Origin of the sequence: uncultured Nitrospira sp. (genome assembly GCA_902500695.1) — a bacterium.
In the GTDB taxonomy this organism is placed as follows: domain Bacteria; phylum Nitrospirota; class Nitrospiria; order Nitrospirales; family UBA8639; genus Nitrospira_E.
The window spans coordinates 1-26,191 of sequence record CABVRQ010000023.1; the positions used below are offsets into that span (position 1 = coordinate 1).

Consider the following 26,191-nt stretch of genomic DNA (forward strand, 5'->3'; position numbering starts at 1 on the left):
CGGTTCTCAAGTAATTCTGTGGTGGATTGCTAAACAAAAAAACTAAACAGATGTGGGTCTTGCAATTACATATTTGGGCTCAATGAAATAGAGTCGTACTGTTTATTGCATTTCGTCCAAGCGTCCCTGCTTGTTTGAGGAAACTCGTCGATTGCGTCCTTCGGCTCTACCTACAACCCGGTGGGGAATCTTCTCTCGATCCTGGATCATGTTGTGCCTGCCGAAAATCGGACCCACACCTATGATGCGTTGCAACGGTTGAAAGCTGGCTGGACGACCGTGAATGTGGAAACCTACACGTATGATCTGGTCGGCAACCGGACCACGTCGTTCTTTTATTCCACTCACACCCACAATGACCTGAATCGCCTGTTGGAGGACGATTCTTTCACCTACATTTATGACAATACTGGCAACATGGCCATGCTTTTTCGCTGGTTCCAGAGAGAGAAAAGAGAAAGACTAAGGATAGCTGGCTCGGATGACGCTGCGGAGCCCGCCTCTGGCGGTAAACTCCCCGGTGACGCTGGCTGACACAGGGCGACAGGCTTTGACGAAATCGGCCAGAATTTTGTTGACCGCGTTTTCATAAAAGATGCCCATATTTCGATAGGCGTGGATATACATTTTGAGAGATTTCAATTCGAGACAGGATTTGTCAGGCACATAGGTCAACCGGACGGTTCCAAAATCAGGGAGTCCGGTTTTTGGGCAAATGGCCGTATATTCCGGAATTTCAATCGTAATTTCATAGCCTGGATATTGGTTAGGCCAGGTTTCGATGCGTGGTAATTTCTCAGCAATTCCGCTCTTGGCATGCCGTTCCGAATAGCCTGATCGTGAGGAAGCGTGGGGTTTTTTCATGAGTTAAAGGCTCGTCTCCATGGATGTGTGAGAAGGGAGCCTAGTCTACTCTTTTTTGAAATTTCCTCGCAACCTCATGCCACCGCTTTCTTGAGAATACCCCTACCCTGGGCTATACTCGCTGGACATTCCTGGCGTGCTTGGTATTTTTCCGAAGCCGTTGTTATTCACCATCCAAACGTACCCTAACCCCGATCCTGATTGTGATGAGTTAAAAAGCGGGGGGAGGGAATTGTGGAGTCTGTCTAAAGCGATGAGCAGTATCACGATGTTGGAAGCTGACGATTTTGTGAAAGGCCTGCAAGGCATTGGATTTGATTTTTTTACCGGTGTGCCGGACACGATTTTGGGGGGCATTATTGCCCATTTGACGGAAGAACGGTTGTATACCCCTGCGGTCCGTGAAGATGAGGCGGTGGCGATGGCCGCAGGAGCCTACCTGGGTGGGAAAATCCCGGTAGTGTTGATGCAAAACTCCGGATTAGGTAATGCCCTGAATGTTCTGGCTTCGCTCAATTTGATTTATCAGATCCCCTGTTTGCTGTTGGTGTCCTGGCGTGGCTTCGAAGGCAAGGACGCTCCTGAGCATCTGGTGATGGGGGAAACGATGACGACGCTGTTGGATACCGTGCGGATTCCACACCGGACGTTGTCCCAGAAGACGCTTGTGGATGATCTGAAATGGACGGCCACGACTTTTATGGAGAAGCGGGTTCCTGTCGCGTTATTGTTGAAAAAGGGCATCGTGAAAACCATTCAGCCCTAGTGGGATGTCTAAAAGCAGTCTGTATGATTCTGTCATGTGTTCTCGATTGGTCTCGCTTGGAAAGAGCAGCCAATCGCAAGTCCATTCTGTGAGTGGGCAACGTGTTGGTTGTCAACGTGAAAAAGTAACCATTGTGTTGGAGATTTAACGATGATTGGACCAGAAGAAGGAGTGATGCAGAGTCGGGCGCAGGCGATGGCGGCTATTTTAGAAATCATGACCGATCAGCTGCTTATTGTCTGCAATGGGTTTCCCTCCCGTGAAGCCTGTAAACTCCGTGATCGGGCTCAAAATTTTTATATGATTGGCTCGATGGGCGCGACGGCAGCCATTGGATTAGGTTTGGCTCTGGCCCAGCCCGAAAAAACGGTGGTCGTTTTTGATGGCGACGGAAATGTGCTGATGAGTCTTGGCACGTTGGCCACGATGAGTGCGTTGCGACCGAAAAATCTCATTCATGTGGTCTTTGATAATGAAGTGTATGGGACCACCGGCAATCAACCCACCTATTCCAGGGTTGTGGGGCTGGATAAAATGGCCAAAGCTGCGGGATACAAGAATGTTGAGCGAGTCTGGGAGCGAGAAGATATTGTGTATGAGTTTAAGGCCATGTTAGGAGATGACGGGCCGAGTTTTTTGTTGATCAAGGTGAATGAACAGCTTGAAGAAGCAGATCGGATTGCCTTGGGTCCGGTCGAGCTGACGAAACGGTTTAAGGGGAGTGTCACCTAACGGCACAAGTAATCGCGTGGAAGCCTAATCGCCAGCCTGTAAGCGTGTAAAGGAAGAGGGTTCATGATTTTATTCAATCCAGGTCCCGTCAATGTGTCTGAAAGAGTCCGTCAGGCATTACTTCAACCGGATGTCTGTCATCGAGAGTCGGAGTTTTCGGAATTACTGGCCGATATCCGGCAAAAATTGCTGAAGGTCTTTGTGCCTGGTGATGAAGACGAGTACACCGCGATTGTCCTGACGGGGTCCGGCACGGCGGCTGTGGAAGCGGCGTTAATGTCCAGTATCCCTACCGGCAAGCGGGCGATGGTGATTAATAATGGGGTGTATGGCCAACGGATGTCCTCCATGCTGGCGACGCACCGGTTGGGAACGCCGGACTTAAAGTATGACTGGGGAGTCGTACCGGATCCGCAGACGGTTGATTTGGCGCTGAAGCAACACCCGGAAGTGCACACCGTCGCTATGGTTCATCATGAAACGACGCTGGGATTGATTAATCCGGTGAAAGAAATTGCAGAAATCGTGGACCGGTATGGTCGGGTCTTTATGGTGGACTCTGTGAGTGGGCTGGGGGGAGAGGCGCTGGATATTGCTGGAAGTAAACTGTACATGGTCGCGGGGGCCGCTCAGAAATGTATTCAAGGATTTCCAGGTGCCGCGTTTGTCTTGGTTCGAAAAGGGTTTATGGAGCGGGTGATGAGATATCCCAAGCGGTCCTGGTATTTGAACCTGGCCAATTATTATGAGGAACAGGAGCGGGGGACGATTCCCTTTACTCCAGCCGTCCAGGTCTATTATGCCTTCCGTGAAGCTATCAATGAACTTTTAGAAGAGGGCATCGAGAATCGAATTCAGCGATTTCAAGGTTATGCCACGACCATTCGGACACGCTTGGAAGAGTGGGGGGTGAAGCCGGTACTGGATCCGACCCTTCAAAGTAATACCTTAACGGCGTTTTTTCTGCCGGAGGGGTGTGCCTACCAAAGGCTGCATGATGAGTTAAAGCAAGCCGGGTATGTAATCTATGCGGGACAAGGGCAATTGGAAGAGAAAATTTTTCGAGTCGCCAATATTGGTGCTCTGACCAATCAGAATATTGAGGGGTTTCTCTCCGCTTTTCAGGACATCGTTTCGGGGGCCAGAGCGTGAAGGCGATTATCTTCGCGGCCGGGGTCGGCAAGCGATTGCAAGGTGTCACCCAGGGTCGACCCAAATGCCTGGTTGAAATTGGCGGGAGAACCTTACTGTCTCGGCATGTCGAGTCTTTGGGGAGATTGGGTGTGTGTCAGGTGGTATTGGTCGTGGGATATGCTCAAGACCTTATTCGAAAGGCCATGGCTGCCGACCCATTTGCTCAAGAGGTCCGATGGGTGGTGAATGAACAGTTTACTCGTGGAAGCATGACGTCACTGTGGGCGGCACGGTCTGAAATGGACGATGATATGGTGCTTATGGATGCTGATGTTCTCTATGCCCCATCGATTCTGGCTCGATTGGTTCATTCTTCCTTCCCGACGGCCTTGTTAATGGATGAGACGGTGAAGCAGGAATCGGAAGAATGTATGATTGCCGCGAAGACTGGTCGAGTCCTCACCTTAAGTAAAACCCTGCCATCCGCCTATGATGAGGCCGGCGAAGGGGTCGGATTTCTTAAAGTCCAACAACAGGATATTCCAGCATTGTTGCAATCGGTTCGGGCTTATGTCGAGGCCGGAGCGCTTGATATGGAATATGAGGACGCGCTGAAAGGGTTTTTTGAGAAGGTGCCGGTGGGTTACGAAAAAATCGGGGGTCTTCCGTGGATAGAAATAGATTTTCCTGAAGATATCGATCGAGCTGCATCTGAGATCTTGCCTGCCGTAATGAGTTTAGAGGAGAATACCAGGGCCACCACACTGACACCGTAGGAATGAGTGTATGGACGGAACACTTAAACAAGAAGCCACTCACGCGGTTGATACGGCAATTTTATTGACGTCGGTCGGCGTCTTTGATTCTGGATGTGCCGGGACGGGTGACGCGGTTCCTAGTCCCTTGACTCGTGTCGGTGGCATGACGCTGTTTCAACGGGCGGTGTTCACGTTGCAGCGAGGAGGGATTTCTCAAATATGGGTGTTGGCCGGGCCTGAAGAACAGGCTCTTCGTCAATTACTTCGTGAAGATAACCGGATACAGGCCGCCGTTCGTTGGCTTCCTGTCCGGGAATTTCCTCCTCATGATCCTCAGACTTGGGAAGCGCTTGCGGAGGAAATTAATGGGGCCTGTATGATCGTGGGTTGTCATACGGTGTACTCTCCGACATTGATCCAACGCTTACGAGCTGAAGGATCTCAAGGGAAGGCGGTCGTGGTCGTTGGTCATCCTGAGGAGGGGCATCACCGGGGAAATCCCGGTGTGGCGTTCAGGCCTGAGGGGCTAGAAGGACGATCAACCTCAACCGTGGTCTTCCATGACCAGGCGGTATCCCAGACCTCACAGTCCAAAACAGACAGTCAGGCTCCTGAGCGAAGCCGGTTGCCGCTGGTTGGGGATCTTCTGGTTCTCCCCGCCCGGCTCCTGGGTATTTCGGGCGTGTTGCATGCCAATGGCACCAATCCACTCCGTTTGGCCCTGGAGCAAGCGGCTGTGGAAGGGACGATTCAAACCATTGGCGGATCTTCTCATTGGTTCAGGGATGTCCGTGGTCCCAAGGGGCCACAACTCGCTGAACGGACGCTGTTGGAGGCACTCCAGACACTTAAAGGCGGATTGGATGGGTTGGTGGATCGATATGTAAATCGTAAATGTTCCGGTGTGCTCACTCATGGGTTTTTGCGGTTGGGATGGTCACCGAACACGATTACGATGCTGTCCATGGTCGTGGGGCTCGTGGCCGCTGGGTTATTTGTGCCTGGGTCCTGGAAGCTCGCTATTCTCGGGGGACTGATCCTGCAATTGTCTGTGATCATTGATTGTTGTGACGGAGAGGTGGCTAGGCTGACGTTTTCAGAGTCAAAGTTTGGGCAAGAACTCGATATTTGGGCAGATAATGTCGTACATATCGTGTTGTTTGCTGCCATCGCCTGCGGGGCGTTTCTCCATGGGCCTTGGGAGAATACGGACCTTCCCCTGCTGCTTGGGGCCTCAGCGGTCTTAGCCAATGTCGTGTCGTTGCTGTTAGTCAATCATGCCAGGCAGTTGCGAACCCGTCCTCGTGACCTTCGGGAACTCACAGAACAGGAACGGGCCAATATTGAATTTATGTTGGGCAAAGTTGCCAATAGAGATTTTTCGATCCTAGTGCTCCTCAGTGCTGGTTTTGGCCTCCTGCACTGGTTTTTGGCCATAGCCGCGATTGGCTCGTGGCTCTTTGTCATGTCGATGGCCTGGATGCTTCGCAGCACTCTCATCTCTCGTGCTTAAACTGCTTTTTCTGGTTATTGGCCTTGCGGCCCTGGTCGGGATTGTTCTCCACATCGGGCTCGAACCGATTCAACACACAGTTTCTCAATTAGGTCCCCTGCATCTTGGGCTCATCCTTCTTCCCATGATTCTTGTGTACGGGTTCGAAGCTTTGGGATGGCAATTCACTCTGGGTTCCCATGCTCGAAAGGTCGGGTTCATGCGGTTATTTGCTATTAGGATGGCTGGCGAAACCGTGAATGTCACGACTCCTACGGCCTACGTAGGCGGTGAGCCACTGAAAGCCTATCTCCTGAAACGATATGGAGTGCCAATGGTGGACGGGTTGGCGTCCGTGATTACTGCGAAAACTGCCATGACTTTCGCCCAAGTCCTTTTTATCTTGCTGGGATTGGCCTTGGCTTTTTGGCTTCTTGGGGATTCAAGTCATTACTGGGTGGCGATGTCGGTCAGTGTGGGAGTCCTAGCGTTTGGGGTCGGGCTGTTTGTGGTGCTCCAACGCCACGGTCTCGGGATGGGGTGCTTGGGCCTATTGCGAGCCTGCGGTATCAGGTTCGCCTTTCTTGAAAAACGGGAACCTCAACTACAGGAGCTGGACGGCACGATCCGGAGATTTTATTCTCTGCACCGGGAGACCTTTTATGCGGCGTTGGCCGTATTTTTTTTGGCGTGGATGATGGAAACGCTTGAGGTGTATGCCATTCTCTACTTTCTTGGTGTGAGCATCGATGTGTGGGTAGCCGTCTCACTTGCGGCGCTGACAGTGCTCATCAAAGGCGGAACGTTTTTCATTCCCGGAAGCCTGGGTGCGCAAGAAGGGGGATACACCTTGCTATTGATGACTTTTGGTTATTCGGAGGTGACGGGAATTACATTTGCCCTTATTCGACGATTGCGAGAAATTCTCTGGATTGTCTTTGGTCTGGTTTGCTTGATGTTCCTGAAAGGCCAGGACGGTGGATCGGACCAGGTCCACTCGATGGAAGGGTAGGGGACAGGGTAATTTTGTGAAAATATTCGGTGACTTGAACTCTTCGGGTCTATTGTGAATAATCGGACCCTCACGGATTTTCAGCCGAGAAAGGATTAAGGAACGATGGATATTGAACTGGGAACGAATACCCTCCGGAATACCGATGGGGTCTTTATCGCTCACGGCAAAGAACAGCTTCGTATTGAGTGGTTGGAGGAGGAGAAAAAACTGGCATTGAGTATGGGTGTGTTTATGCCCACGGGAACGGAAGTGGCCAAGCTGCAACGCAATGCCTGGGAACACAATCCTGGCGATCGGTTTGTCCTCACTGAGTTGTCGGATACAGTCAAGGTGGAAGATACGACCCTGAAAACCCTCGTCATGGAAATACACAAAAAGTCTCACCAAGCCGTGGCCATCCCTGCGGCAAAATTTTATACCTCGAAAGGCACCTTGTCTGAAATCTCCCTGGAATGGTGGCGGGTTGGTAATAAAATGGAGCTGACCGGCATTGATCTGGACCTCGAAGGGGGCAGCGTCGAACTCCCCGAATAACTCTCCCTCGGCCATTTTTCTGATTCTTAAATGGTGCCGAGATATTGCGTAAGGTGTTGTGATGCTCTCTGGTGTCTTTTTTGAAGTTCGCCAGTGATGGATGACTCCCATTCATGGCTCTCGTGTTGAAGGGCCAATCTCCCTACCTCATTCTTGTTCATTATTAATGCTGAAACGGTCGCAATGAAAATGGATCCAAGATCAATTGCGCACATATTTCTTACTTTTTTGTGGTTGAGTAAATATTTCAGCCAAGAGTAAGGAAGGAGGGTTAATGGGCGATCGTGGCGAATTTACTTTCGGTATGCTGAAGGCCATCAAGAATGATCATTTAAAAAGGTGACCTTACTTCACTGCCGTTTTGGCGCGGGCCATCATGCGACAAAATGAGCAGGTTCCCGCAGTTGTGGGTTGGCTGCACACGGTACAGGGCTGCAACGTGGTTTGGTCGATTTCGCTCATGGATGGGGCGACAGAAGACGATTTTTCCTGTCTATCAAGGAACCCCCAATAAAACCGTTGCTTGGTCCCCGGAGATTCTGCTTCTAAGCGATTCAGCGCGTCTTTGTACACTAACATCTTCGCGCCTTTGGCCATCGGGCATTCTTCGACCAAATAGTCAATCCGGTTGACCACGGCATAGGCGGCAATTTCCCGTTCAGTCATGCGGTAGAGTGGTTTCACTTTTTTGGCAAAACCTTCGACGGATGCAGGAAGGCTTGGCGACTGTTTCTGCAAATATTCCTCCTGCCACTGCAGAACATTACCCAGAAGCCTTGCAGCCTCATCATCTAAATTATGGCCCGTGGCCATTACGTCGTAATGGTTTTGCCAGGCGACCCGATTAAACTGATACCGTTTAATGGTGCCACAGGCAGAGCAGGTAGGACGCTTGATCATATTGGCTAATTCTTTGATGCCCGCTCCTGCATCTTCTTCCACGGTATGAATGGTGAGTTGGGACCCGCAGGGTTCAGCCACCACTTTGGCAAACTGTTCGACTTTTTCTTTTGATCGGCTGGAATAACCGGGAATGCCTAAATCAACGTATAGCGCATCGACCCGATAACCTAATTTCAGCAGAATTTCCCAAAGGGTCAGGCTGTCTTTCCCTCCGGATACGGCAACCAGAATGCGATCTTCAGGGGAAAACATCTGTTGAGCCTTAATGGCTCGTTGCACCTGGGTGCGCACAAATTCAGTGAGACAGTCCCCACAAAATGCCGTATTGTGTCTTGGCAGTCCCAGTACCGCCCGTTTTGGACATTTTCGGCAGCGCATGAGTTTACCCTCCGGATATGACCGGGCGGATTTCGATGCTATCCCCATCGGCCACGGTTTCATCTTCGGTCATGAGATCCTGCCCGCGTATGATCAGAAAGGCCTCAGGGATTAAATTGAGTTCTTTGAAAATGTCGGCTACCCGTTTGGGGCCTTGGATGACTACGTCACGGGTGGGATGGCTGAGATGGACTTTCATAGGTTCGAATCATAAAGAGAGGTTCATGGGATTGGCAACTCATTAAATTTGGCTACTTTTTGTCTAAAACCAGAGGTAAACTTTCTGTTACTTCTATGGAGTCCGGAGGGCCGGTTGTTTAAGAACCTATTGGGTAATCATGTAGAGTGGAAGGATGAGCTATGATAGGATATAGACACTCACCTTTCTCACAAAATAAATCCTCGTCACGCGAGATAGCTCACTTATTATGGATAACGAAGGAGCAAGAATGAAACCCGCATGCGATTCGCTGGACCAGCTTTGTATTAACACCATTCGTACCTTATCGATGGATGCGGTGCAAGCCGCGAACTCCGGGCATCCCGGAACTCCGATGGCTCTGGCGCCTGTCGCCTATTGGCTTTGGAATCGGGTCTTGCGTTCTGATCCCGACGATCCCATCTGGCCGAATCGAGATCGGTTTGTTCTTTCAGCCGGGCATGCGTCGATGTTGCTCTATTCCTTGCTGCATCTCTGTGGGGTGAAGTCGGTGAACGGTCAATATGAACAACTGGGTGAGCCTTCAGTCACATTGGAGGATATCAAACGGTTTCGGCAGTTAGAGAGTAAATGCCCTGGTCATCCTGAATATCGTTGGACATCTGGTATAGAAACCACGACCGGTCCCTTAGGGCAAGGGGTGGCAACCAGTGTCGGTATGGCGATTGCCCAACGATGGATGGCGGGGTATTTTAATCGGCCCGATTTTGAAATGTTTAATTACAATGTGTATTCCATCTGTGGTGATGGATGTCTCATGGAAGGGGTGTCATCGGAGGCCGCGTCTCTTGCCGGACATCTGAAGTTGTCAAATCTCTGTTGGATCTATGACAACAATAAGATCACGATTGAAGGTTCTACGGACTTGGCCTTTAGCGAAGATGTGGCTACCAGGTTTATTGCCTATGGTTGGAATGTGACCCGTGTGAGCGATGCCAATGATCTAAAGATGCTGGATCGCGCCTATGGCACATTTTTAAAGGAATTAGAACGTCCGACGCTGATCATTGTGGATAGCCATATTGGGTATGGAGCTCCGAATAAACAGGATACGCATTCCGCTCATGGTGAACCATTGGGTGAAGAAGAAATCCGTTTGGCCAAACGTCATTATGGTTGGCCGGAAGACGCCAAATTTCTTGTGCCCGATGAGGTGCCGGCTCATTTCCAACAGGGGATCGGGAAACGAGGCAAAGATTTGCGTGGCGAGTGGATGTCCCGGTTTGCAGAGTATCGAGCCAAATATCCGGAATTGGCTGGTCATTTGTATCAGATGCAGCATCGACAATTGCCAGAGGGATGGGGCAGCAAAATTCCTGTTTTCCCGCCTGATGCTAAGGGGCTTGCCGGCCGGGAAGTGTCTGGAATCGTATTGAATGCGTTGGCGGCAACTATTCCCTGGTTATTCGGTGGGGCCGCAGACTTGGCTCCATCCACGAAGACTCGCTTAACCTTTGAGGGAGCGGGGGATTTGACCGGCAGCAATCCATCAGGACGAAATATCCATTTTGGGGTTCGGGAACATGCGATGGCTGCTATTGTGAATGGCCTGTCTTTGTCAAAAGTCCGACCTTATGGCTCCGGATTTCTCATTTTTAGTGATTATGCCAGACCGGCTATCCGGTTAAGTGCCTTGATGGAAATTCCCGTCATGCATATCTTCACACATGATTCCATTGGGGTAGGGGAAGATGGACCGACACACCAGCCTATTGAACAAATTTCTTCGCTTCGCGCAATTCCCGGGTTAATGGTGTTTCGCCCTGGAGATGCCAACGAAATTGTTGAAACGTGGAAGGTGATTATGGAACTGCGGCACGAACCGGTGATTATGATTGTTTCGCGGCAGGCGATTCCCACATTGGATCGCATGAAATATGCTTCTGCGTCCGGCGTGGCCAAAGGCGCCTATGTGTTGGCAGACCCGTCCGATGGCTGCCCCGAGGTGTTATTGCTTGGAACGGGAAGTGAAGTGCCATTATGTGTGCAAGCCCATGAGCAATTGGCGGTCGAAGGGATTAAAAGTCGAGTCGTCAGTATGCCATCTTGGGAGTTGTTCGAACAGCAATCGGAAGATTATCGCCGCTCGGTTATTCCCCCCGCTGTCACCGCACGGGTATCAGTTGAGCAGGCATCTGTCTTTGGTTGGGGCAGTTACGTTGGAACCGAAGGACATTCAATCGGGATGAAATCGTTCGGTGCCTCGGCTCCGCTCAAGGAATTAGCTAAAAAATTTGGATTTACAGTTGAGCATGTGGTGGCAGCGGCCAAGGCGCAGATTGCACGGCAGCAAGCTCATGCCACAACCATTCAACGCTAACTTGTTTCTTTCAAGGAGAACCTCACCATGAATCCACTGGTCCAGCTTTGTGAGATGGGGCAAAGTCCCTGGTATGACTATATTCGTCGTGGCTTGATCACCTCTGGGGACCTTCAGTCACTTATTGAAAATGACGGTCTCATGGGCATGACCTCGAATCCCTCGATTTTTGAAAAAGCGATTGCAGGAAGTGCGGACTATGATGAAGCGATTGCACGGGTGGCGTCTCAGGGCATGAGCGTCAAACAGATTTATGAGAGCGTGGCCATTCAAGACATCCAGGATGCAGCCGATTTGATGCGGCCAGTCTATGACACCTCGGACGGTCGTGATGGCTATGTGAGCTTGGAGGTCTCTCCGGATTTGGCTTTTGATACACAAGGCACCATCGATGAAGCGGTCCGTTTGTGGCAAACTGTGGGTCGGGACAATGTCATGATTAAAGTGCCTGGAACCCCGGAAGGGCTACCCGCCATCGAGGAGCTTTTGTCCCAAGGCATCAATATCAATGTCACCCTCTTATTCAGTGTGTTGATGTATGAGCAGGTGGCTTGGAGCTATATCCGTGGGTTGAAACGATTGGCGGCGCATGGGGGGAATTTACATCGCGTCGCCTCGGTGGCCAGCTTTTTTGTAAGCCGGATTGATAGTCTAATTGATAAAAAATTAGACGAGAAAATCTCAAAAGAATCCCGTCCTGCCCAACGAGCGATGATGGAAGGTCTCCTGGGTACGGTGGCAATTGCCAATGCTAAGTTGGCCTATCACATCTTTCAGGAAGTCTTTGCGAGTGCAGAATTTCAATCCCTCAAAGCAGAAGGTGCACGGGTTCAACGGGTCCTTTGGGCCAGCACGGGCACGAAAAATCCCAAATACCCGGATACCTACTATGTCGATAATCTTATTGGTCCGGATACGGTGAATACGATGCCTGAAGCGACGTTTACCGCTTTCCGGAACCATGGAACGGTGAAGAATACCATCCAGGAGGGCCTGGCCGAAGCCAAAGTCACCATGCAGCAGTTGGCGGAGGCTGGTATTTCGATGGAGGAGGTCACCGACACCCTCCTGAAGGATGGCGCGAAATTGTTTTTGGATGCCTTTGATCAATTAATGGGCGTGATCAGTCGGAAGCGGGCAAAAATCTTAGGGGAAAAAGTTGACCAGGTCACCTAATCGGTTGCCCCTCTGTAGCCGAAGATTGCCGAGGTGCTCAAAGAATTTCAGCACACCAATATGGATGTTGAAAAGGGATTGGCTCGTCTGGGGCAATAGATTGAAGCCAGCATAGGTTTGCATGCTTACCAGGTACAATCAGGGATGAGGATGTTGAGTCGTTTTAGCGAACAGGGAAGAGGGGATAATCCTCTACAGTAGTCTCAATTGTATGGAAAAATTTAAGGAACGGGCTGGACTAAATTTTTCGCCAATGGTGGCCGCCTGCATGAATGAGTCGATCGGCTTCGACTGGACCCCAGCTCCCGGCTGGATACTCTGGCAACCACTTGGTTTCGTATGCACTCCACCCTTCGAGGATATCCGTGACCCATTTCCACGAAGCCTCAACGGCATCCCGCCTCATAAACAAAGATGTATCCCCAGCCATGACATCCAATAGTAATCGCTCGTAGGCTTCCGGGGAAGGTGCCTTAAAGGCATCACCGTAGTGAAAGTCCATATCAACAGGATGCGTTTGGGCTTTGGTGCCAGGCACTTTGGAAATAATGCGAAGGGCCATGCCCTCTTCGGGTTGAATGCGAAGCGTGAGCAGATTCGGAGCCTGGGGAATTTGCGGATTGGCATTAAATAAAATCTGGGGAATGTCCTTGAATTGGACGGCGATTTCGCTGGCGCGAGTCGGCATGGCTTTTCCCGTGCGAATATAGAATGGCACTCCGGCCCAGCGCCAGTTTTCCACAAAGACTTTTAAGGCCACAAATGTTTCCGTGGTGGAGTCAGGTTGCACTCCTTCCTCTCGTCGATAGCCGGGTACTTCCTGGCCCTTGATGTTTCCGTGGGCATATTGGGCACGAACGGTCATCTTTTCGACGTCTTGTCCCCGAATTGGACGCAGTCCGCGTAACACATCCATTCGGGCATTGCGCACCACATCAGGATCCAGCGAGTAGGGGGGTTCCATGGCGATCAGACAGAGCAATTGCAAAATATGATTTTGCACCATGTCTCGAAGCGCTCCTGCGCCTTCGTAATAGGTGGCTCGGGTGCCAAGGGTAACCGCTTCGCTGACGGTTAATTGCACGTGGTCGATGTATTTATGGTTCCATAGCGGTTCAAAGATGGAATTGGCGAAACGCATGACCATAATATTCTGGACGGTCTCTTTCCCCAGATAATGATCGATGCGATAAATTTGTGATTCATCGAAGACATTCCCGATAGCGGTATTGATGGCTTGGGCAGAAGGCAAATCGTGTCCAATTGGTTTTTCCACAATGACCCGGGAGTAAGCACCCTCTTGGTTAGGGACAGCCACTAATCCAGCTTTTTGGAGCCCCTCGCAGGCGGGCGCAAAGGAGGTTGGCGGGATGGCTAAATAAAAGATGCGATTGCCTGGTAATTTGAATGGTGATTCAATGTTGTTCAGTCGGTCCCGGATTGTTCCATAATATTCGGAGGCGGTAATATCTCCTGCACAATAAAACAAACGACTTTGAAACGTCTTCCACTTGTCGGGTTCAAGTGTTTGTCGGGAAAATTGTTCAATGCCCTCACGGGCAATCCCGCGAAAATTATCATCCGATAGAGGTTTCCGTCCTAACCCCAATACGGCGAAATTGGCCGGTAACAAGCCGTCCAGGAGCAGGTTGTAGAGTGCCGGCAGAAGTTTGCGTTGGGTCAGATCGCCCGAGGCACCGAAGATGACAATCGTGCACGATTGAGTCGCTGCGGTTCGGTTGACCGTGACGGGCGTTTCGGTTTTAGGAGAAGGTTCCAAAGGTTCAATCGGTGACATGTCGACCTCGCAAAAATCCGGTTATGGTCGGACGCTATGTCCGCCAAAAGCTTTCCGTAATGCTGCTAACATTTTTTCCGCGAAAGAAGTATCCTGCCGCGAGCGGAATCGGGTAAATAAAGCGGTTGTCAGGGTGGGAACCGGTACGTCCTTTTCAATGGCATCCATAATCATCCACCGTCCCTCGCCGGAATCCTGCACGTAGCCTTGTAATTGTTCCAGCTTAGGATCCTGTTTCAGTGCGCCGGCAGCTAGTTCAAGCAGCCAGGATCTGACCACACTGCCATGCATCCAGAGATCAGCGATGGTGGCGAGATTCAAGTTATATTCACTCTTGGACATGAGTTCGAATCCTTCCGCGTATCCCTGCATCATACTGTATTCAATGCCATTGTGAACCATCTTGACGTAATGTCCAGCGCCATGGTCCCCCACGTGAGCCCAGCCATTTTCCGGAGCCAAAGTTGTGAGAATGGGGGCCAATCGCTTGACGGGTTCCTGTTTCCCACCGACCATCAGACAATAGCCAATTTGCAACCCCCAAATCCCACCGCTGGTTCCGGCATCAATATAATGGATGCCACGCGGGTGAAGGTCGGCGGCGCGGCGAACGTCATCATGAAATTTCGTATTGCCTCCATCGATGATGATATCGTTGGCCTCCAAAATTTTCCCAAGATGTTGTACGGTCTCTTCGGTGGGTTGCCCTGAGGGGACCATGACCCACACGACTCGCGGTTTGGGTAATTTGGTGATCAAATCTTCCAATGACGAAGATGCGGTCGCCCCTTTGGTTTCGGCCTCATTAATCAGGGCGGCCGACCGGTCGTAGGCAACGACCCTATGTCCCCCCTGGCTCAACCGAGTGACCATGTTCATCCCCATTTTGCCGAGTCCAATGAAACCGATATCCATATGCGATCCTCCTATGATCACGGGTGGTAGTCCCTTCAGTCATCAATGGGACTGACGTGAGGGCGATGATGACGGTCGCTGACGCCTCACGACCGTGTGGGCGGCACGTTTCGTATTGAGAGCCAGATCAAGGTTGCAGGCAGCCGTAATGAGAGCAAAATGCGTAAAGGCCTGTGGGAAATTTCCTAACTGTTCACCCGAGTGGGAGACTTCCTCGGCATATAAACGAAGATGATTGGCATAGCTTAACATTTTTTCAAAGATCAGTCGTGCCTCCGTCAATCGCCCGGCTTTCGTCAGGGCTTCAACTAGCCAAAAGGTACACATGCTAAATGTGCCTTCTTCGCTGTCCAGACCATCCGATGCGGCTTTGCCGTTTTCATACCGGTATACGAGGCTCCCTAATGCCAGTTGCTCGAGTGTGCGGTCAATGGTTGAGAGCATGCGAGGGTCGGTGGGAGACACGAAAAATACAAGAGGCATAATCAGGTTGGCGGCATCCAATGCTTCGCTATCATAGGATTGGATAAAGGCTCCAATGTCGGCATTCCAGCCCCGTTCCATAATTTCCCGGTAGATCCGATCGCGTTCCTCCATCCATCGAGCTCTGTTACCTGGAAATCCTCGTTTGTCGGCTAAACGAATGCCGCGGTCTAAGGCGACCCAACACATCACTTTGGAATAGACAAAATGACGGCGTCCTCCTCTGACTTCCCAAATGCCTTCATCAGGTTGCTCCCAATTGTTGCAGACAAAATCCAGGAGGCGGCAAAGGTTTACCCAAAGATCATAGGAAATGGACGCGCCGTGTTTATTATAGAGATAAACTGCGTCCATTAGCGCACCGTACATATCCATTTGCAGTTGGGATGCTGCGCCATTGCCGATGCGCACGGGGCGGGAACTGCGGTGGCCATCCAGGTGAGGCAGTTCTTCTTCCGTCAGATCGCGGCGACCGTCGATGCCATACATCAATTGAATGGATCCGTCCGGATTGAGTTCGCAACAACGGGCATTGAGCCAATCCATGAATCGACTGGCTTCCACCGTAAATCCCAGACGTAATAGTCCGTAAATAGAAAAGGCCGCATCCCGGATCCAGGTATAGCGATAGTCCCAATTTCGGGGACCGCCGATATTTTCGGGTAGACTGGTTGTGGGTGCGGCCACAATGGCTCCGGTGGGAGCATAGGTCAGGAGTTTGAGGGCCAGGGCGGAACGATGGACCACTTCCCGCCATCGCCCATCGTATTGGCATTGTGCCAGCCAGCGCTGCCAGAAGGCGGACGTGTTGCGAAAGGCTTCGTCGCCGGATTCAGGGGTGGATAACAACTGGTCGCCGTTTTTGATTTCCAAGTATTCCAAAAAAAATGTCAGGCTTTCGCCCTGATGGAGTGTGAATTCTTGATAGGCGAAGTTTTCCCGCGTATGAAGGGGAATGGGACTGACTAATCCCACGGATTGATCGCCAGCTTGAAAGATGATTCCTTTCGGTCGGGTCTCGATGACATGTGAATCCCGCCCAAAATTAAATGCCGGCGCGCATTCAAGTCGAAAAGTGACGGTTCCGCGGACAACGGAAAGCATGCGGATTATTTGATGGCGGCGGGGCCGGTATCCGGCCTCGTCCGACTCGATGGGCATGAAGTCGGTGAGTTCACCGACGCCATCATGTTGTAGAAATCGGGTCAACAGAATATTGGTTTCCGGAAGATACATTTGTCGGGTATTGCCCTCTGTGATAGGCGCAATCTTGAAATACCCTCCAATTTTCTGATCAAGAATGGCTCCAAACAGGCTAGGGGAGTCAAATCGTGGCAGGCAGCACCAATCAATGGATCCATCGAGACCAACCAGGGCGATAGTATGGAGATCTCCGATGATGCCGTAATCGCCGATGTTTTTATAACTCATGAACGGTTCTCATTAGGGGATAAATGGCTCAATGAAGAAAGATAAAAGCCAATATACCCAAAATCGTATGCTAAGCACTACATCTAGCGATAAATTTCTTATTAAGCATCTATATCTAGATTGTGGTCCAACTAAAGACGAGGGCCAAGAATATGATCATTCATTAGGAGTTCATCTGCAGAGTATTTCTTTCCGTGATTAAAATCTGAAGAGACGTCACTAGTTCCGGGGTGTAGGAAACATGAAAATTCAAGAAGTAATCCATGCTACACACGTATATCAATGAGTCGTGTGGAGCCCTCTATGCTGGGTGGTGGTTCTTCGGAGTGTTGCTCAAATTTCGTTTGTTGTTTTTTTCTGTTGCGGCTGTAAAAGCTTCCCTTCTGGCCCACATCTCCATCTTCGACTGTTGAGGTGGATTGAGGGGGAGTGAGAGTTGGCGGGGGGGGATTGGTGATTTCCATAGAGCACCTTTACATTTATGGGTGATTATGGTGACTTGTGAGGAGTTTCCATCTCTTACTATTACTTATCGTCAAAATGTTCTTAATCTTAAATGCAGGTGTAGAAAGATATCATCAGTGCGCAAGCAGAGCATCAGTTGGTCTTGCGCATGCTTTTCCTTACACTCCGCGCCTCCAAGGCGATTTAGCCTAGGCAGAGGAAATCAATTGGCAAAATGAGTTTGTCCTATTTTCTAATTGATGACAAGAAGTTGGTATGGCCGTATAATTGATAGAAATGACCCCTCAAACTTCCCTGTCTTCGACGGGCCTCGATCTCTCGCGTTTGTCCTCTACTCTCCGAAACCATCTTCCGTTCACAGCCGAACTTGAGCAATGCCTACCGTTGGCGGGTGATGCTTCGAACCGTCGTTATTACCGTTTGCACCTGTCCATGGCTCCGGTTTCTTCTGTGATTCTGATGCAGTTAGCCGATCCGGAAGGGTTTAAAGTCTCTGAGGAGGCTGTGAGTGGGGCCGGGGGAGAAATCACCGAATTGCCGTTCACGAATATTCTGAAACATCTGCAGAAGAAGGACGTTCAGGTTCCTGTGCTATATTTTTACGATGAATCTTGTGGCCTGCTCTATCTCGAGGATTTTGGTGATGTGACGCTGGCCAAAGCCTGGCAGAAGTCTTCTCCCGGTAGGGGGGAGAATCTATATTGTCAGGCCGTTGATCACCTCGTTCACCTTCATCTCCAGGCCTCACATCCTTCCACTGTTCCCTGTGTGGCCTTTACACGATCTTTTGATATGCCCCTATTTCTCTGGGAGTTTGACCATTTTTTGGAATATGGCATTGTGGCGAGAGACCGGCCCATGTGTGTCGACGATTATGGGCCTGTTCGAGAAGCATTCAAGGAGATTGCTGAATGGTTAACCGCGCAACCGCAGGTATTTACCCATCGTGATTACCATTCCCGTAACTTGATGGTGGATGGGGAACGTCTCGGCGTCATTGATTTTCAAGATGCCTTGATGGGTCCTGTGACATATGATCTTGCCTCCCTGCTGAGGGATTCTTATATCTCTCTCGATGAGGGGCTAATTGATCGCCTTATTGTTCGTTACATAGAAGGAATGCGCCAGAATTTATCATTGTCGCAACAATCCGCTATGCTATTACATGATCCTGTGGCGTTTCGTCGGCTGTTTGACTTTACGAGTATTCAACGCAATCTGAAGGCTGCCGGGCGGTTTGTATATATTGATCGGGTGAAGGGGAATTCAAGTTTTTTGGCCTCAATTCCTCAGACATTAAAGAATGTTCGTGCCAATTTGGAGAAATATCCCCAACTCCACCGACTGCTCACTCACCTCTCTCCGTATATTCCTGAATGGCGCTAACTTCTTGCTTATGAAGGCCATGATTTTGGCCGCGGGTCTGGGCACTCGCCTTCGGCCTTTGACCAACACAATTCCCAAGCCGTTATTGCCGGTTGGAGGGATGCCGCTTATTATTTGGAATTTGTTGTTGTTGCGAGCATGTGGAATTCGTGACGTCATCATCAATCTGCATTATTTGGGGCATTTGATCGAAGAGGCGATTGGTGATGGATCAGATTGGGATATGCAGGTGAGGTATTCCCATGAACCAACCCTGTTAGGAACGGGTGGTGGATTAAAAGCGGCTGAGTGGTTTTTTGAGCAACACCCGTTTTTGGTAATAAATGGTGATACGTTGATCGATTTGGATGTGAAGACATTGGTAAAGTTTCATCAGACTCATGGGGGTGTGGCCACGCTGGTGCTTCGCGATGATCCGCAAGCGGCCCAATGGGGAGCAGTTGAATCGGACGCACAAAATCGCATTTTCAGAATAAATCGTCGGGGAAGGAGCCAGGCCGAATTAACTGGCCCTCTGGTTCAACGGATGTTTGCGGGCGTCCATATTCTCCATCCATCTATCCTCCATGATGCTCCTGCGGATAGGCCGTTTTCCATTATCGATACCTATACAAATGAGCTTGCGCGGGGTTCAAGCTTATTTGGATTTCTTCATGCTGCCTATTGGTCTGATATCGGAACGGTGGCGCGTTATGCTCAGGCGCAAGCCGATGCGGAGGCCGGAGTAATTGTCCCTACGACCTAAGGAGGTCCTTCTGGTAGGCTGCCCGGCATTTCCCTACATGGATTGAATTGTCTGGTGTATGCTGCGAGTACATTGGTGAGGAATTGGCCCAAAAAATCGCACCTCTTTTGACGGGTTGACGCCAGGAGAAGCTTGCCAAAAGATATCGATATCGGGTTTATTATCTAAATACTCCCTGTGTTTTTCCCATTCCTGTCGGCAGGGTGAAGGTAATCGTGGCCACTTTTAATCAACTCCATCATCTACTCGAAAAATCCCTGCGGGATTTCCAAGCGGAATCGAGTGATCTTTCCGATACACAAGAACAGGAACTCACCCAGGCGCTTCACCGATTGACGGGTCGACTTACCGAAATTCTTTCGACAAATTCCGACCCATTTCCTACCGCCGATTTTCTTTCGGTTTGCGATCAGACCGTTTCGCTGAGGGCTCCCCTTTTTCTACCGGAACCACCTCAGATTCATTTTGTGACTTCGTGTGATGGTGTCGTCCTCATGGCCAATGAGGTGGTGCGCGATGTCCTGGGCATGGGTTTGGGTGAAATAGGGAAGGTTTCCATTAGCGGTTATGTTGCTCATGAGGAATGGATGATTCTTCGAAGTCATCTTTGCTCGCTTGACGTTTCTCCCAAGCTCTTGAATAGCATGCTGACGATTCTACCATCGGGGAAGCCGTCGCGAACGGTCCCATGCGTGGTAACGCCTATGTTCGATCAGTCACAGAAGGTGACTGCATGGCATTGGGGATTGACCCTGGAAGCGAAGCACTCTTCCGCTCAGCCTTTTGCACAATTGATGCAGAGTCTTGAATCGCAACTGTATGCCGGTCAGAGTATGGATATGTGTCTGACGAAGATTTGTGATGGCCTTGTGCGAGCCTTTGGTTTCCCCTTTGTGTGGGTGGCCACTGTGCGAAAGGGTAGTGTGCCCCAGTTGCGCGCACATGCGATGGCTGAGGCTTTTGATTGGGAGTCACAAGGAACTCTGTGGTGGAGCGAAGTTTCGCAGCAAGGTGAGTTCTTTCAGGCCTGTGAGGCCTCTGAAATATCACTTCTTTTTTCTTGTCGTCCTCCCAAAGGTGGCATGGTCTGGTTTCCGCCGGAATTCCAGTTTCACCAAACCTGGGGTGTTCCCCTGTCTTATCAAGAGAATTGTTGCGGTATGCTGGTGGTGTGCTCTGAAGGTCCAGAGCCGGTTGATCCGACGGTACTTGGATGGTTGCAACGATTAGGTTCTGAGATCGAACGGTTGATGGCGCGTGGAAGACAGCTGGATCTATGGCGATTACAAAGTATGGCTATGGGCTCAGTATTTGATCCAGTCTGTGTGACAGACGCGCAGGGTCGTTTGGAATGGGTGAATGAAGCCTATGCCGCTTTCCATGGCTCCTCCCCTCAATCAATGCTGGGTTTTCCGTTGAGTTCGTTCCCTCATGCGGAACTGCAAGTCAGGAGATCTTTGTCAGATCCCTCCACCCAAGAATTCAGCTTCGTGAAGACCGAGGTGTTGCAAACGGGTACCAATGGGCAATCTCTGGTTTTTGAACAAGTGGTGACTCCTTTGCTCAATGAACAGGAAGACCTCACGCATTTTGTGGTGATCTGGCATGATGTGACTGCCCGGAAGACACAAGAATTGATGATGAAGCATCAGGCCTATCACGATCCGTTAACGGATCTTCCGAATCGAATTATGTTTGAAGACCGCCTGGAACAGGCGTTGGCGCAAGCCAGGCGGAATGGGACCTTACTGGCATTATTCTTTTTGGATCTCGATAATTTTAAAACCATCAATGATTATCATGGTCATCAGACTGGAGATCGCGTCTTGCGCATCGTCGCGGAACGACTGACAACTTGTGTGCGATCGACCGATACCGTCGCGCGTTTGTGCGGGGATGAATTTACCGTGATTCTTCAGGGGCTTGACCATGTTCAGGATATTCGTCAGGTAGCTCTGAAAATTTTAGAATGCCTTATTCCACCCATTCAATTAGGTAAAGAAAAAATTCCTATTCAAATCAGTATTGGAATTTCGGTCTACCCCAAGGATTCCACGGATCCCCATCGGTTGTTAGAAATTGCTGATCAGGCGATGTATCGGGCTAAAGAATGTGGTGGGCAATGCTGGAGTTTCGCCACGTCTGAATGGAACGATGAATAGTCTTTGTCACGCTGATTCTCACCTCCTGCATTCATTCCGAGGACTTCAAGGGGCATTCCAGGAAATATTTATCTTGTCTTTCAGTAAAATAGCCTCACAAAAAGGCGGATTCTGTTTATTCCTCTCACTAACCGACTATGTCTCTGACGGCTTCTTCAAGAATTCATTGATCCCGCGCATGCTTATCCCGCCTAAGCATCTCCCATGTCTTTGTGTCCTTAAAACGCGTTGAGAAAAAGCCACGATTGTTGATTAAATGCTGCTTCAGTTATGTCACTCACCTCTTCTTGGTGTGCTGGTTCTTTCCCAACTCCTCCATTAATACCTCACTGAATCCCGTGCCAGATTGTCAGAAGGGCTTTGGGGGTGGTTCTTGGCCGAACCCTGGCGTGAAACATCTAACTCTGCAGTACATCTATGGAATTTGAGGTTATTGGTGTGGGCGCTTTTCTTCTAACTGTTCGAAAAAGATGGGGGTTTTGTGATCGAAGCGGCTCGACAAGGAGTGCCTATTGTATCGGCAGGGTCCCTTGGCCTTGTTTTTGCAATTTTTTATTGTTGTAGACGATCTTAAAGCGGTATTTCGTGGTTTGTCCGTTGTAGCCGTTGAACAAGGAGTTCGAAATATGACTGTTCATTCATCGACCTGCAGAATCTATGTTTGGGGAATAGTGATTCTGATGATATTGCTGGCCACAGGGTGTGGACATCGGTCTTCCCAGGGAGTTCATAAATATGGCAAAAAAACTGGCGCGCCGACTGCGGTAGCCGCACAGGGAAATTTCGCACCGGGAGTTTCAGGGGAAGCATTAAGCAAAGGGCCATCCGCTGGGCATGGGTATTTCCCTGAAGGCGCAGGAACATTCTCCGATCTGCTTGCGGAAGATTCCTTGATTCGGGAGGATAATGCATTTGGGCCTGGTCTCACGCCTTCCGACTCTCCCAATGATTATTGGGAGAATCGAACTCGTGCGGAACAATTGACGTCACAAAGCGGTTTGCGGGATGTGCATTTTGAATTTGATAGCTTCCAACTTAATGAACAAGCCAAGGCGACATTAGTCGCCAACGCGGAGTGGCTGAAAGCGCATCCGCATGCGGAAATTACCATTGAAGGACATTGCGATGATCGGGGGACGGCTTCGTATAACCATGTTTTAGGTGAAAAGCGTGCGATTCGCACCAAAACCTATCTCTCCAGTTTGGGAGTCCCTGCTGAACGACTTCATGTGATGTCATTCGGTAAGGAGAGTCCGGCCTGTTGGGATTCGACTGAACCGTGTTTCCAGAAGAATCGGCGCGCTCATCTCGTCCTGGATATCAGTGTGGCCTCGACCCCAATGCCCTATGTGGCTAACCGCCAGAATTGGTAGAAGTCTCTTTCCGGCCATGGACTGTTTAAGGGGCTCTGAGATGATAAGGAAAATGTTATGCTAAGCCCTCATTCGTTTTCGTATCGTTGGAGTGTTCGATTTGTCATTGTGGTCTTGAACGTGATCTTGGCAGGGTGTATGGCTCAGCAGGCGGATGTGGTACGAATCAAACGGGAATTGGACGCTAAGATCGGCCAGCTGGATAAGAGTAAAACATCACTCCAACAAGCCGTGAGTGAAGCGAATACGGCATTGGAAAAAGCGAATACCCTTATTGCCAAACAGCGGGTTGAGATTCAGGAGTTACTGCATGCCCGTGCCGAAGTGATGGATCAGGTTGCCACCTTGAAAGAAACGGACCTCTCCCAGGTTCGGGGGGGGCTTGAAAGCAATCAGAACCAGGTCAGCGAATTAACCAAAAAAATGGCGCGGTATGACGCGGATATGAAGGAAGTCCGAACCCAGCTTCAACAATCTGAGCCTCTGGTGCATCAACTTCGAGATCGTTTAGCAGGGGAAGAGCAACTCCTGACAGAGCAAGGAGGTAAGTTAGGTGAATTCCGGACGTCGTTGGTGGATTACCAACAGGTGCTAGCCTCTCTTCGCCAACAAGTGACCCAACAAGAACAGCATGTTGGGGAGATACGCAGACAGATCGAACTCAAGGCGCAACAACATGATGCTCAGGCCCAGCAGGTTCAGGCGAATTTTGAAGAGGTTCGGCGAAGTATACAGTCGGTGGTAGGGACGTTGGAGAAAGTCAGTGTCACATTCGGGGGGCGATTGGATGAACATGAACAAAAACTGTCCCGTGTGGCTGGTCAACACGGTAGTTCCCTTTCCTCCAATGCTCAGATGCCCGAAAGCCGCGATCCGTCAGCGCGGTCATCTGTCACCCGAGATTTCCTTTCTCAACGCACTCCAGCATCGTCGCGGTCGGATGCGATGGATGGCTCACTTTCCACTAAGGAAAGTTCCCGTCCAGTTGTGACTGGGTCGGTTGCCGCGTATGCTCCCTCATCTCAACTATCGAGGACGGTTCCGGCTCTGGGAGGGACTTCAGAAACGGGTTCTTCCGGTCATGTCGATATGAGAAACGCTCAGGTGCTATATGACCGGGCGATGGCACTTCTTCGTCAGGGGAACTTTGTCGATGCCTCCACCGGGTTTTCGACATTTTTGCGGACCTTTGCAGACTCTCCTTTGGCCTCAAATGCACAATATTGGTTGGGGGAGTGTTATTACGGTGAAAGACGGTTTCAAGAAGCGATTGATGAATTTGAACGAGTCTTTGCCTTTTATCCTTCCAGCAATAAAGTCCCGGCATCCCTACTTAAAATCGCGTATTCGCATATCGAATTACGCGAACTACCAATGGCTCGATCGGTTTTTCAGCAACTTGTACGGACCCACCCCCAAAGCCCAGAAGCCGGCAAAGCGTACGGTCGTCTTCAAGAAGTGAATGCCTTCCTCGATAATCCTTCATAAATTTCCAATTCCCCCTCTGTCGATTTATCTCATCTTGTCTCACATAGACTATACTCGAATTTTTACTCTTTGGGCGGATGTTTTCTCTGTTCAGGGACGAGCGAATCTTGTCAGCTCGTCCCTGTCATGATTCCAGAAAAAATGCCTGGTATTATAAAAAATCTTTAAATGAATCCTCTCCCCATAAATCGTGAATAGTAGATAGTAGGTCTGAAGTCTGCTTCCCGCCAGGTTTTCCTAGTACCCGATTCAAGAAGTCCCTTTCAGAAACCGAAGCTTCGCTTACGGTGATGTATCAACTGTGATCGACAAAATTATGCTATCTCCGAACAGGGCAAATGTTCCGACCTTAACAGGCCTCAGGGGTGTTGCCGCGATATGGGTTGTGCTCCTTCACGTGTGTTTTGGGGCATCAGATGGGTACTTGCCGGGATTCTATGAAAAAATTCAATGGGGGTTAGGAAAAAATATTATTCTCCAAGGAGTCTATGCGGTTGATGTTTTTTTTGTCCTTAGCGGATTCATTCTGACGTATGTGCATCGGTATGAATTTGAAGGCCGATTGACCTTGCATGGAGTCGTGAGTTTTCTTTCGCTTCGATTGGCGAGAATTTATCCAATGCATCTGGTTGTCGTCGTTGTACTCATCGTAGCCGGCGTACTTGGTGTTTGGGATCAGAAGGCCATTTCGTATGGGGATGTCCTTCGCAATGGCACGCTCACAAATATTTGGGTAAATCCTTCGTTGAATACTCCTGCCTGGTCTGTGAGTGCGGAATGGCTAGCCTATCTCTGTTATCCAATCATCATAAAACTTCTAATTCCGATTCAACGAAGAGACTTCCAACTCATGATCATTTTCTTTCTGGTCACCGTGTACCCGATGTGCATTATGTCCTTCCAATGGCAATGGGAATGGCATTATGGCTGGGTGGCCGTGGCTCGAGTGTTGAATGGATTTATATTAGGGTGCATGATGTTTTGTGTTCAAAAGCATTTTGACATACTCAATGATTCTTTGCGGGCATCTCGTTGGTGCCTGGTTTTTTTGTTGGTATTTATGGGTCTCCTGGTATTGGGACTTCCAATTGTTTTTCTGTATCCCCTTATTCCATTTATTATCGTAACCTTGGCCAATGCACGAATGGGAATTGCTCAAATATTCTCGAATAAAATAGTTGTATTTTTAGGAACCATCTCATTTGGGATCTACATGGTTCATTACCCGATATTGGAAATTGTTCGATATGCATTCAATGATTACTATTCTGAAGTGAATTCCGAACTTAATCAACCACTGTTGTGGATGCATTTATGTGGAATTCTCGTTTTGGTAATTGCTGTTGCCTCCTTGTGCTATTTCTGGATTGAGAAACCTACCAGGGAATATCTTAAACGGAAAATAGGTGATCGAAGAACACAGCCCCACCAATTACTGACTCAGAGTGTCAATTGATACCCTGCTTTTATGCGTGGAGCAGCAGAATGGCATTTTCTAGTTTTTTCAAAAAGGTGTTGCGCAATCTTTTCTTGAACGGGCAGAAGAAGGTTGTTAGTCATTGTTGACAATGTTGAACGTCAGTTTTGTGATTGAGTCATCGTTGTCGTCTACGCTTGCTGCGATGTTACATCTCTTAGATGTGACTGTTTGTC

General features: G+C 49.7%; 21 protein-coding genes. 15 read left to right on the forward strand and 6 right to left on the reverse strand.

The genetic code is table 11. The features are described from left to right. Window positions 1–462: 462 nt before the first annotated feature. Complete coding sequence (gene queF, locus AAH187_RS08000) at window positions 463–864, reverse strand: preQ(1) synthase (protein WP_342347922.1); 402 nt, start codon at window positions 862–864, stop codon at window positions 463–465. A gap of 136 nt (window positions 865–1,000) precedes the next feature. Between queF and AAH187_RS08005 the strand changes: the two genes are divergently transcribed. The 7 genes from AAH187_RS08005 to AAH187_RS08035 all read left to right on the forward strand — a co-directional run bounded on the left by AAH187_RS08005 (window position 1,001) and on the right by AAH187_RS08035 (window position 7,295). Beyond that, window positions 1,001–1,630 carry a thiamine pyrophosphate-binding protein gene (locus tag AAH187_RS08005; RefSeq protein WP_342347923.1) on the forward strand — a complete coding sequence of 210 codons (630 nt, stop codon included), beginning with the start codon at window positions 1,001–1,003 and terminating at the stop codon, window positions 1,628–1,630. Window positions 1,631–1,780: 150 nt separating this feature from the next. Further along, the gene (locus AAH187_RS08010) at window positions 1,781–2,362 is read left to right on the forward strand and encodes a thiamine pyrophosphate-dependent enzyme (RefSeq protein ID WP_342347924.1); all 582 of its coding nucleotides are present in this window, start codon (window positions 1,781–1,783) and stop codon (window positions 2,360–2,362) included. 63 nt (window positions 2,363–2,425) lie between these two features. Then, a complete protein-coding gene (locus AAH187_RS08015; RefSeq protein WP_342347925.1) occupies window positions 2,426–3,514 on the forward strand; it encodes an alanine--glyoxylate aminotransferase family protein in 1,089 nt (362 codons plus the stop codon). Next, entirely contained in the window at window positions 3,511–4,272 is a 762-nt protein-coding gene (locus tag AAH187_RS08020) for a phosphocholine cytidylyltransferase family protein (protein WP_342347926.1), read from the forward strand. The genes AAH187_RS08015 and AAH187_RS08020 overlap by 4 nt, the downstream gene beginning before the upstream one ends. A gap of 10 nt (window positions 4,273–4,282) precedes the next feature. Beyond that, the gene (locus AAH187_RS08025; protein WP_342347927.1) at window positions 4,283–5,767 is read left to right on the forward strand and encodes a CDP-alcohol phosphatidyltransferase family protein; all 1,485 of its coding nucleotides are present in this window, start codon (window positions 4,283–4,285) and stop codon (window positions 5,765–5,767) included. Further along, window positions 5,760–6,758 (forward strand): flippase-like domain-containing protein, encoded by a 999-nt coding sequence (locus tag AAH187_RS08030; protein WP_342347928.1) that lies wholly within the window; start codon window positions 5,760–5,762, stop codon window positions 6,756–6,758. The genes AAH187_RS08025 and AAH187_RS08030 overlap by 8 nt, the downstream gene beginning before the upstream one ends. Window positions 6,759–6,863: 105 nt before the next feature. Next, window positions 6,864–7,295: a hypothetical protein gene (locus AAH187_RS08035; RefSeq protein ID WP_342347929.1), complete on the forward strand. Its 432-nt coding sequence runs from the start codon at window positions 6,864–6,866 to the stop codon at window positions 7,293–7,295. 345 nt (window positions 7,296–7,640) lie between these two features. Here AAH187_RS08035 and AAH187_RS08040 read toward each other — a convergent pair whose 3' ends face one another. Both AAH187_RS08040 and AAH187_RS08045 read right to left on the reverse strand, forming a co-directional pair. Next, on the reverse strand, window positions 7,641–8,576 hold the full coding sequence (locus AAH187_RS08040; RefSeq protein WP_342347930.1) for an ATP-binding protein: 936 nt from the start codon (window positions 8,574–8,576) through the stop codon (window positions 7,641–7,643). Between the two features lie 4 nt (window positions 8,577–8,580). Next, a complete protein-coding gene (locus AAH187_RS08045) occupies window positions 8,581–8,775 on the reverse strand; it encodes a MoaD/ThiS family protein (RefSeq protein WP_342347931.1) in 195 nt (64 codons plus the stop codon). Between the two features lie 250 nt (window positions 8,776–9,025). On the opposite strand from AAH187_RS08045, the gene tkt reads away from it, so the two are divergent. Further along, on the forward strand, window positions 9,026–11,116 hold the full coding sequence (tkt, locus tag AAH187_RS08050; RefSeq protein ID WP_342347932.1) for a transketolase: 2,091 nt from the start codon (window positions 9,026–9,028) through the stop codon (window positions 11,114–11,116). Between the two features lie 27 nt (window positions 11,117–11,143). Continuing rightward, window positions 11,144–12,292, forward strand: a complete 1,149-nt coding sequence (tal, locus tag AAH187_RS08055) for a transaldolase (protein ID WP_342347933.1) — start codon at window positions 11,144–11,146, stop codon at window positions 12,290–12,292. Window positions 12,293–12,530: 238 nt separating this feature from the next. On the opposite strand, the gene zwf is transcribed toward tal, so the two are convergent. Genes zwf through AAH187_RS08070 form a run of 3 tightly spaced genes read right to left on the reverse strand, consistent with a single transcriptional unit; the run spans window position 12,531 to window position 16,919 of the window. Next, entirely contained in the window at window positions 12,531–14,090 is a 1,560-nt protein-coding gene (gene zwf / locus AAH187_RS08060; protein WP_342347934.1) for a glucose-6-phosphate dehydrogenase, read from the reverse strand. 21 nt (window positions 14,091–14,111) lie between these two features. Further along, window positions 14,112–15,005 carry a phosphogluconate dehydrogenase (NAD(+)-dependent, decarboxylating) gene (gene gnd, locus AAH187_RS08065; RefSeq protein WP_342347935.1) on the reverse strand — a complete coding sequence of 298 codons (894 nt, stop codon included), beginning with the start codon at window positions 15,003–15,005 and terminating at the stop codon, window positions 14,112–14,114. Window positions 15,006–15,047: 42 nt separating this feature from the next. Continuing rightward, window positions 15,048–16,919, reverse strand: a complete 1,872-nt coding sequence (locus AAH187_RS08070) for a glycoside hydrolase family 15 protein (protein ID WP_342347936.1) — start codon at window positions 16,917–16,919, stop codon at window positions 15,048–15,050. 741 nt (window positions 16,920–17,660) lie between these two features. Between AAH187_RS08070 and AAH187_RS08075 the strand changes: the two genes are divergently transcribed. From AAH187_RS08075 to AAH187_RS08100, 6 genes are all read left to right on the forward strand, one after another. Next, the gene (locus tag AAH187_RS08075) at window positions 17,661–18,770 is read left to right on the forward strand and encodes a phosphotransferase (RefSeq protein WP_342347937.1); all 1,110 of its coding nucleotides are present in this window, start codon (window positions 17,661–17,663) and stop codon (window positions 18,768–18,770) included. A 19-nt stretch (window positions 18,771–18,789) separates the two neighbouring features. After that, complete coding sequence (locus AAH187_RS08080; RefSeq protein WP_342347938.1) at window positions 18,790–19,515, forward strand: NDP-sugar synthase; 726 nt, start codon at window positions 18,790–18,792, stop codon at window positions 19,513–19,515. Between the two features lie 215 nt (window positions 19,516–19,730). Next, window positions 19,731–21,677, forward strand: a complete 1,947-nt coding sequence (locus AAH187_RS08085; RefSeq protein ID WP_342347939.1) for a diguanylate cyclase — start codon at window positions 19,731–19,733, stop codon at window positions 21,675–21,677. A gap of 626 nt (window positions 21,678–22,303) precedes the next feature. Then, window positions 22,304–23,050, forward strand: a complete 747-nt coding sequence (locus AAH187_RS08090) for an OmpA family protein (RefSeq protein WP_342347940.1) — start codon at window positions 22,304–22,306, stop codon at window positions 23,048–23,050. A 57-nt stretch (window positions 23,051–23,107) separates the two neighbouring features. Further along, entirely contained in the window at window positions 23,108–24,538 is a 1,431-nt protein-coding gene (gene ybgF, locus AAH187_RS08095) for a tol-pal system protein YbgF (protein WP_342347941.1), read from the forward strand. A 301-nt stretch (window positions 24,539–24,839) separates the two neighbouring features. Beyond that, entirely contained in the window at window positions 24,840–25,994 is a 1,155-nt protein-coding gene (locus AAH187_RS08100) for an acyltransferase (RefSeq protein WP_342347942.1), read from the forward strand. The last annotated feature ends 197 nt before the right edge of the window (window positions 25,995–26,191 follow it).

Excerpts from the sequence above, each read along its gene's own strand:
- queF (WP_342347922.1), bottom strand. The coding sequence starts at position 864 with ATGAAAAAACCCCACGCTTCCTCACGATCAGGCTATTCGGAACGGCAT.
- AAH187_RS08010 (WP_342347924.1), top strand. The coding sequence starts at position 1,781 with ATGATTGGACCAGAAGAAGGAGTGATGCAGAGTCGGGCGCAGGCGATG.
- AAH187_RS08015 (WP_342347925.1), top strand. The coding sequence starts at position 2,426 with ATGATTTTATTCAATCCAGGTCCCGTCAATGTGTCTGAAAGAGTCCGT.
- AAH187_RS08025 (WP_342347927.1), top strand. The coding sequence starts at position 4,283 with ATGGACGGAACACTTAAACAAGAAGCCACTCACGCGGTTGATACGGCA.
- AAH187_RS08035 (WP_342347929.1), top strand. The coding sequence starts at position 6,864 with ATGGATATTGAACTGGGAACGAATACCCTCCGGAATACCGATGGGGTC.
- AAH187_RS08040 (WP_342347930.1), bottom strand. The coding sequence starts at position 8,576 with ATGCGCTGCCGAAAATGTCCAAAACGGGCGGTACTGGGACTGCCAAGA.
- AAH187_RS08045 (WP_342347931.1), bottom strand. The coding sequence starts at position 8,775 with ATGAAAGTCCATCTCAGCCATCCCACCCGTGACGTAGTCATCCAAGGC.
- tkt (WP_342347932.1), top strand. The coding sequence starts at position 9,026 with ATGAAACCCGCATGCGATTCGCTGGACCAGCTTTGTATTAACACCATT.
- tal (WP_342347933.1), top strand. The coding sequence starts at position 11,144 with ATGAATCCACTGGTCCAGCTTTGTGAGATGGGGCAAAGTCCCTGGTAT.
- zwf (WP_342347934.1), bottom strand. The coding sequence starts at position 14,090 with ATGTCACCGATTGAACCTTTGGAACCTTCTCCTAAAACCGAAACGCCC.
- gnd (WP_342347935.1), bottom strand. The coding sequence starts at position 15,005 with ATGGATATCGGTTTCATTGGACTCGGCAAAATGGGGATGAACATGGTC.
- AAH187_RS08070 (WP_342347936.1), bottom strand. The coding sequence starts at position 16,919 with ATGAGTTATAAAAACATCGGCGATTACGGCATCATCGGAGATCTCCAT.
- AAH187_RS08075 (WP_342347937.1), top strand. The coding sequence starts at position 17,661 with ATGACCCCTCAAACTTCCCTGTCTTCGACGGGCCTCGATCTCTCGCGT.
- AAH187_RS08080 (WP_342347938.1), top strand. The coding sequence starts at position 18,790 with ATGATTTTGGCCGCGGGTCTGGGCACTCGCCTTCGGCCTTTGACCAAC.
- AAH187_RS08090 (WP_342347940.1), top strand. The coding sequence starts at position 22,304 with ATGACTGTTCATTCATCGACCTGCAGAATCTATGTTTGGGGAATAGTG.
- ybgF (WP_342347941.1), top strand. The coding sequence starts at position 23,108 with ATGCTAAGCCCTCATTCGTTTTCGTATCGTTGGAGTGTTCGATTTGTC.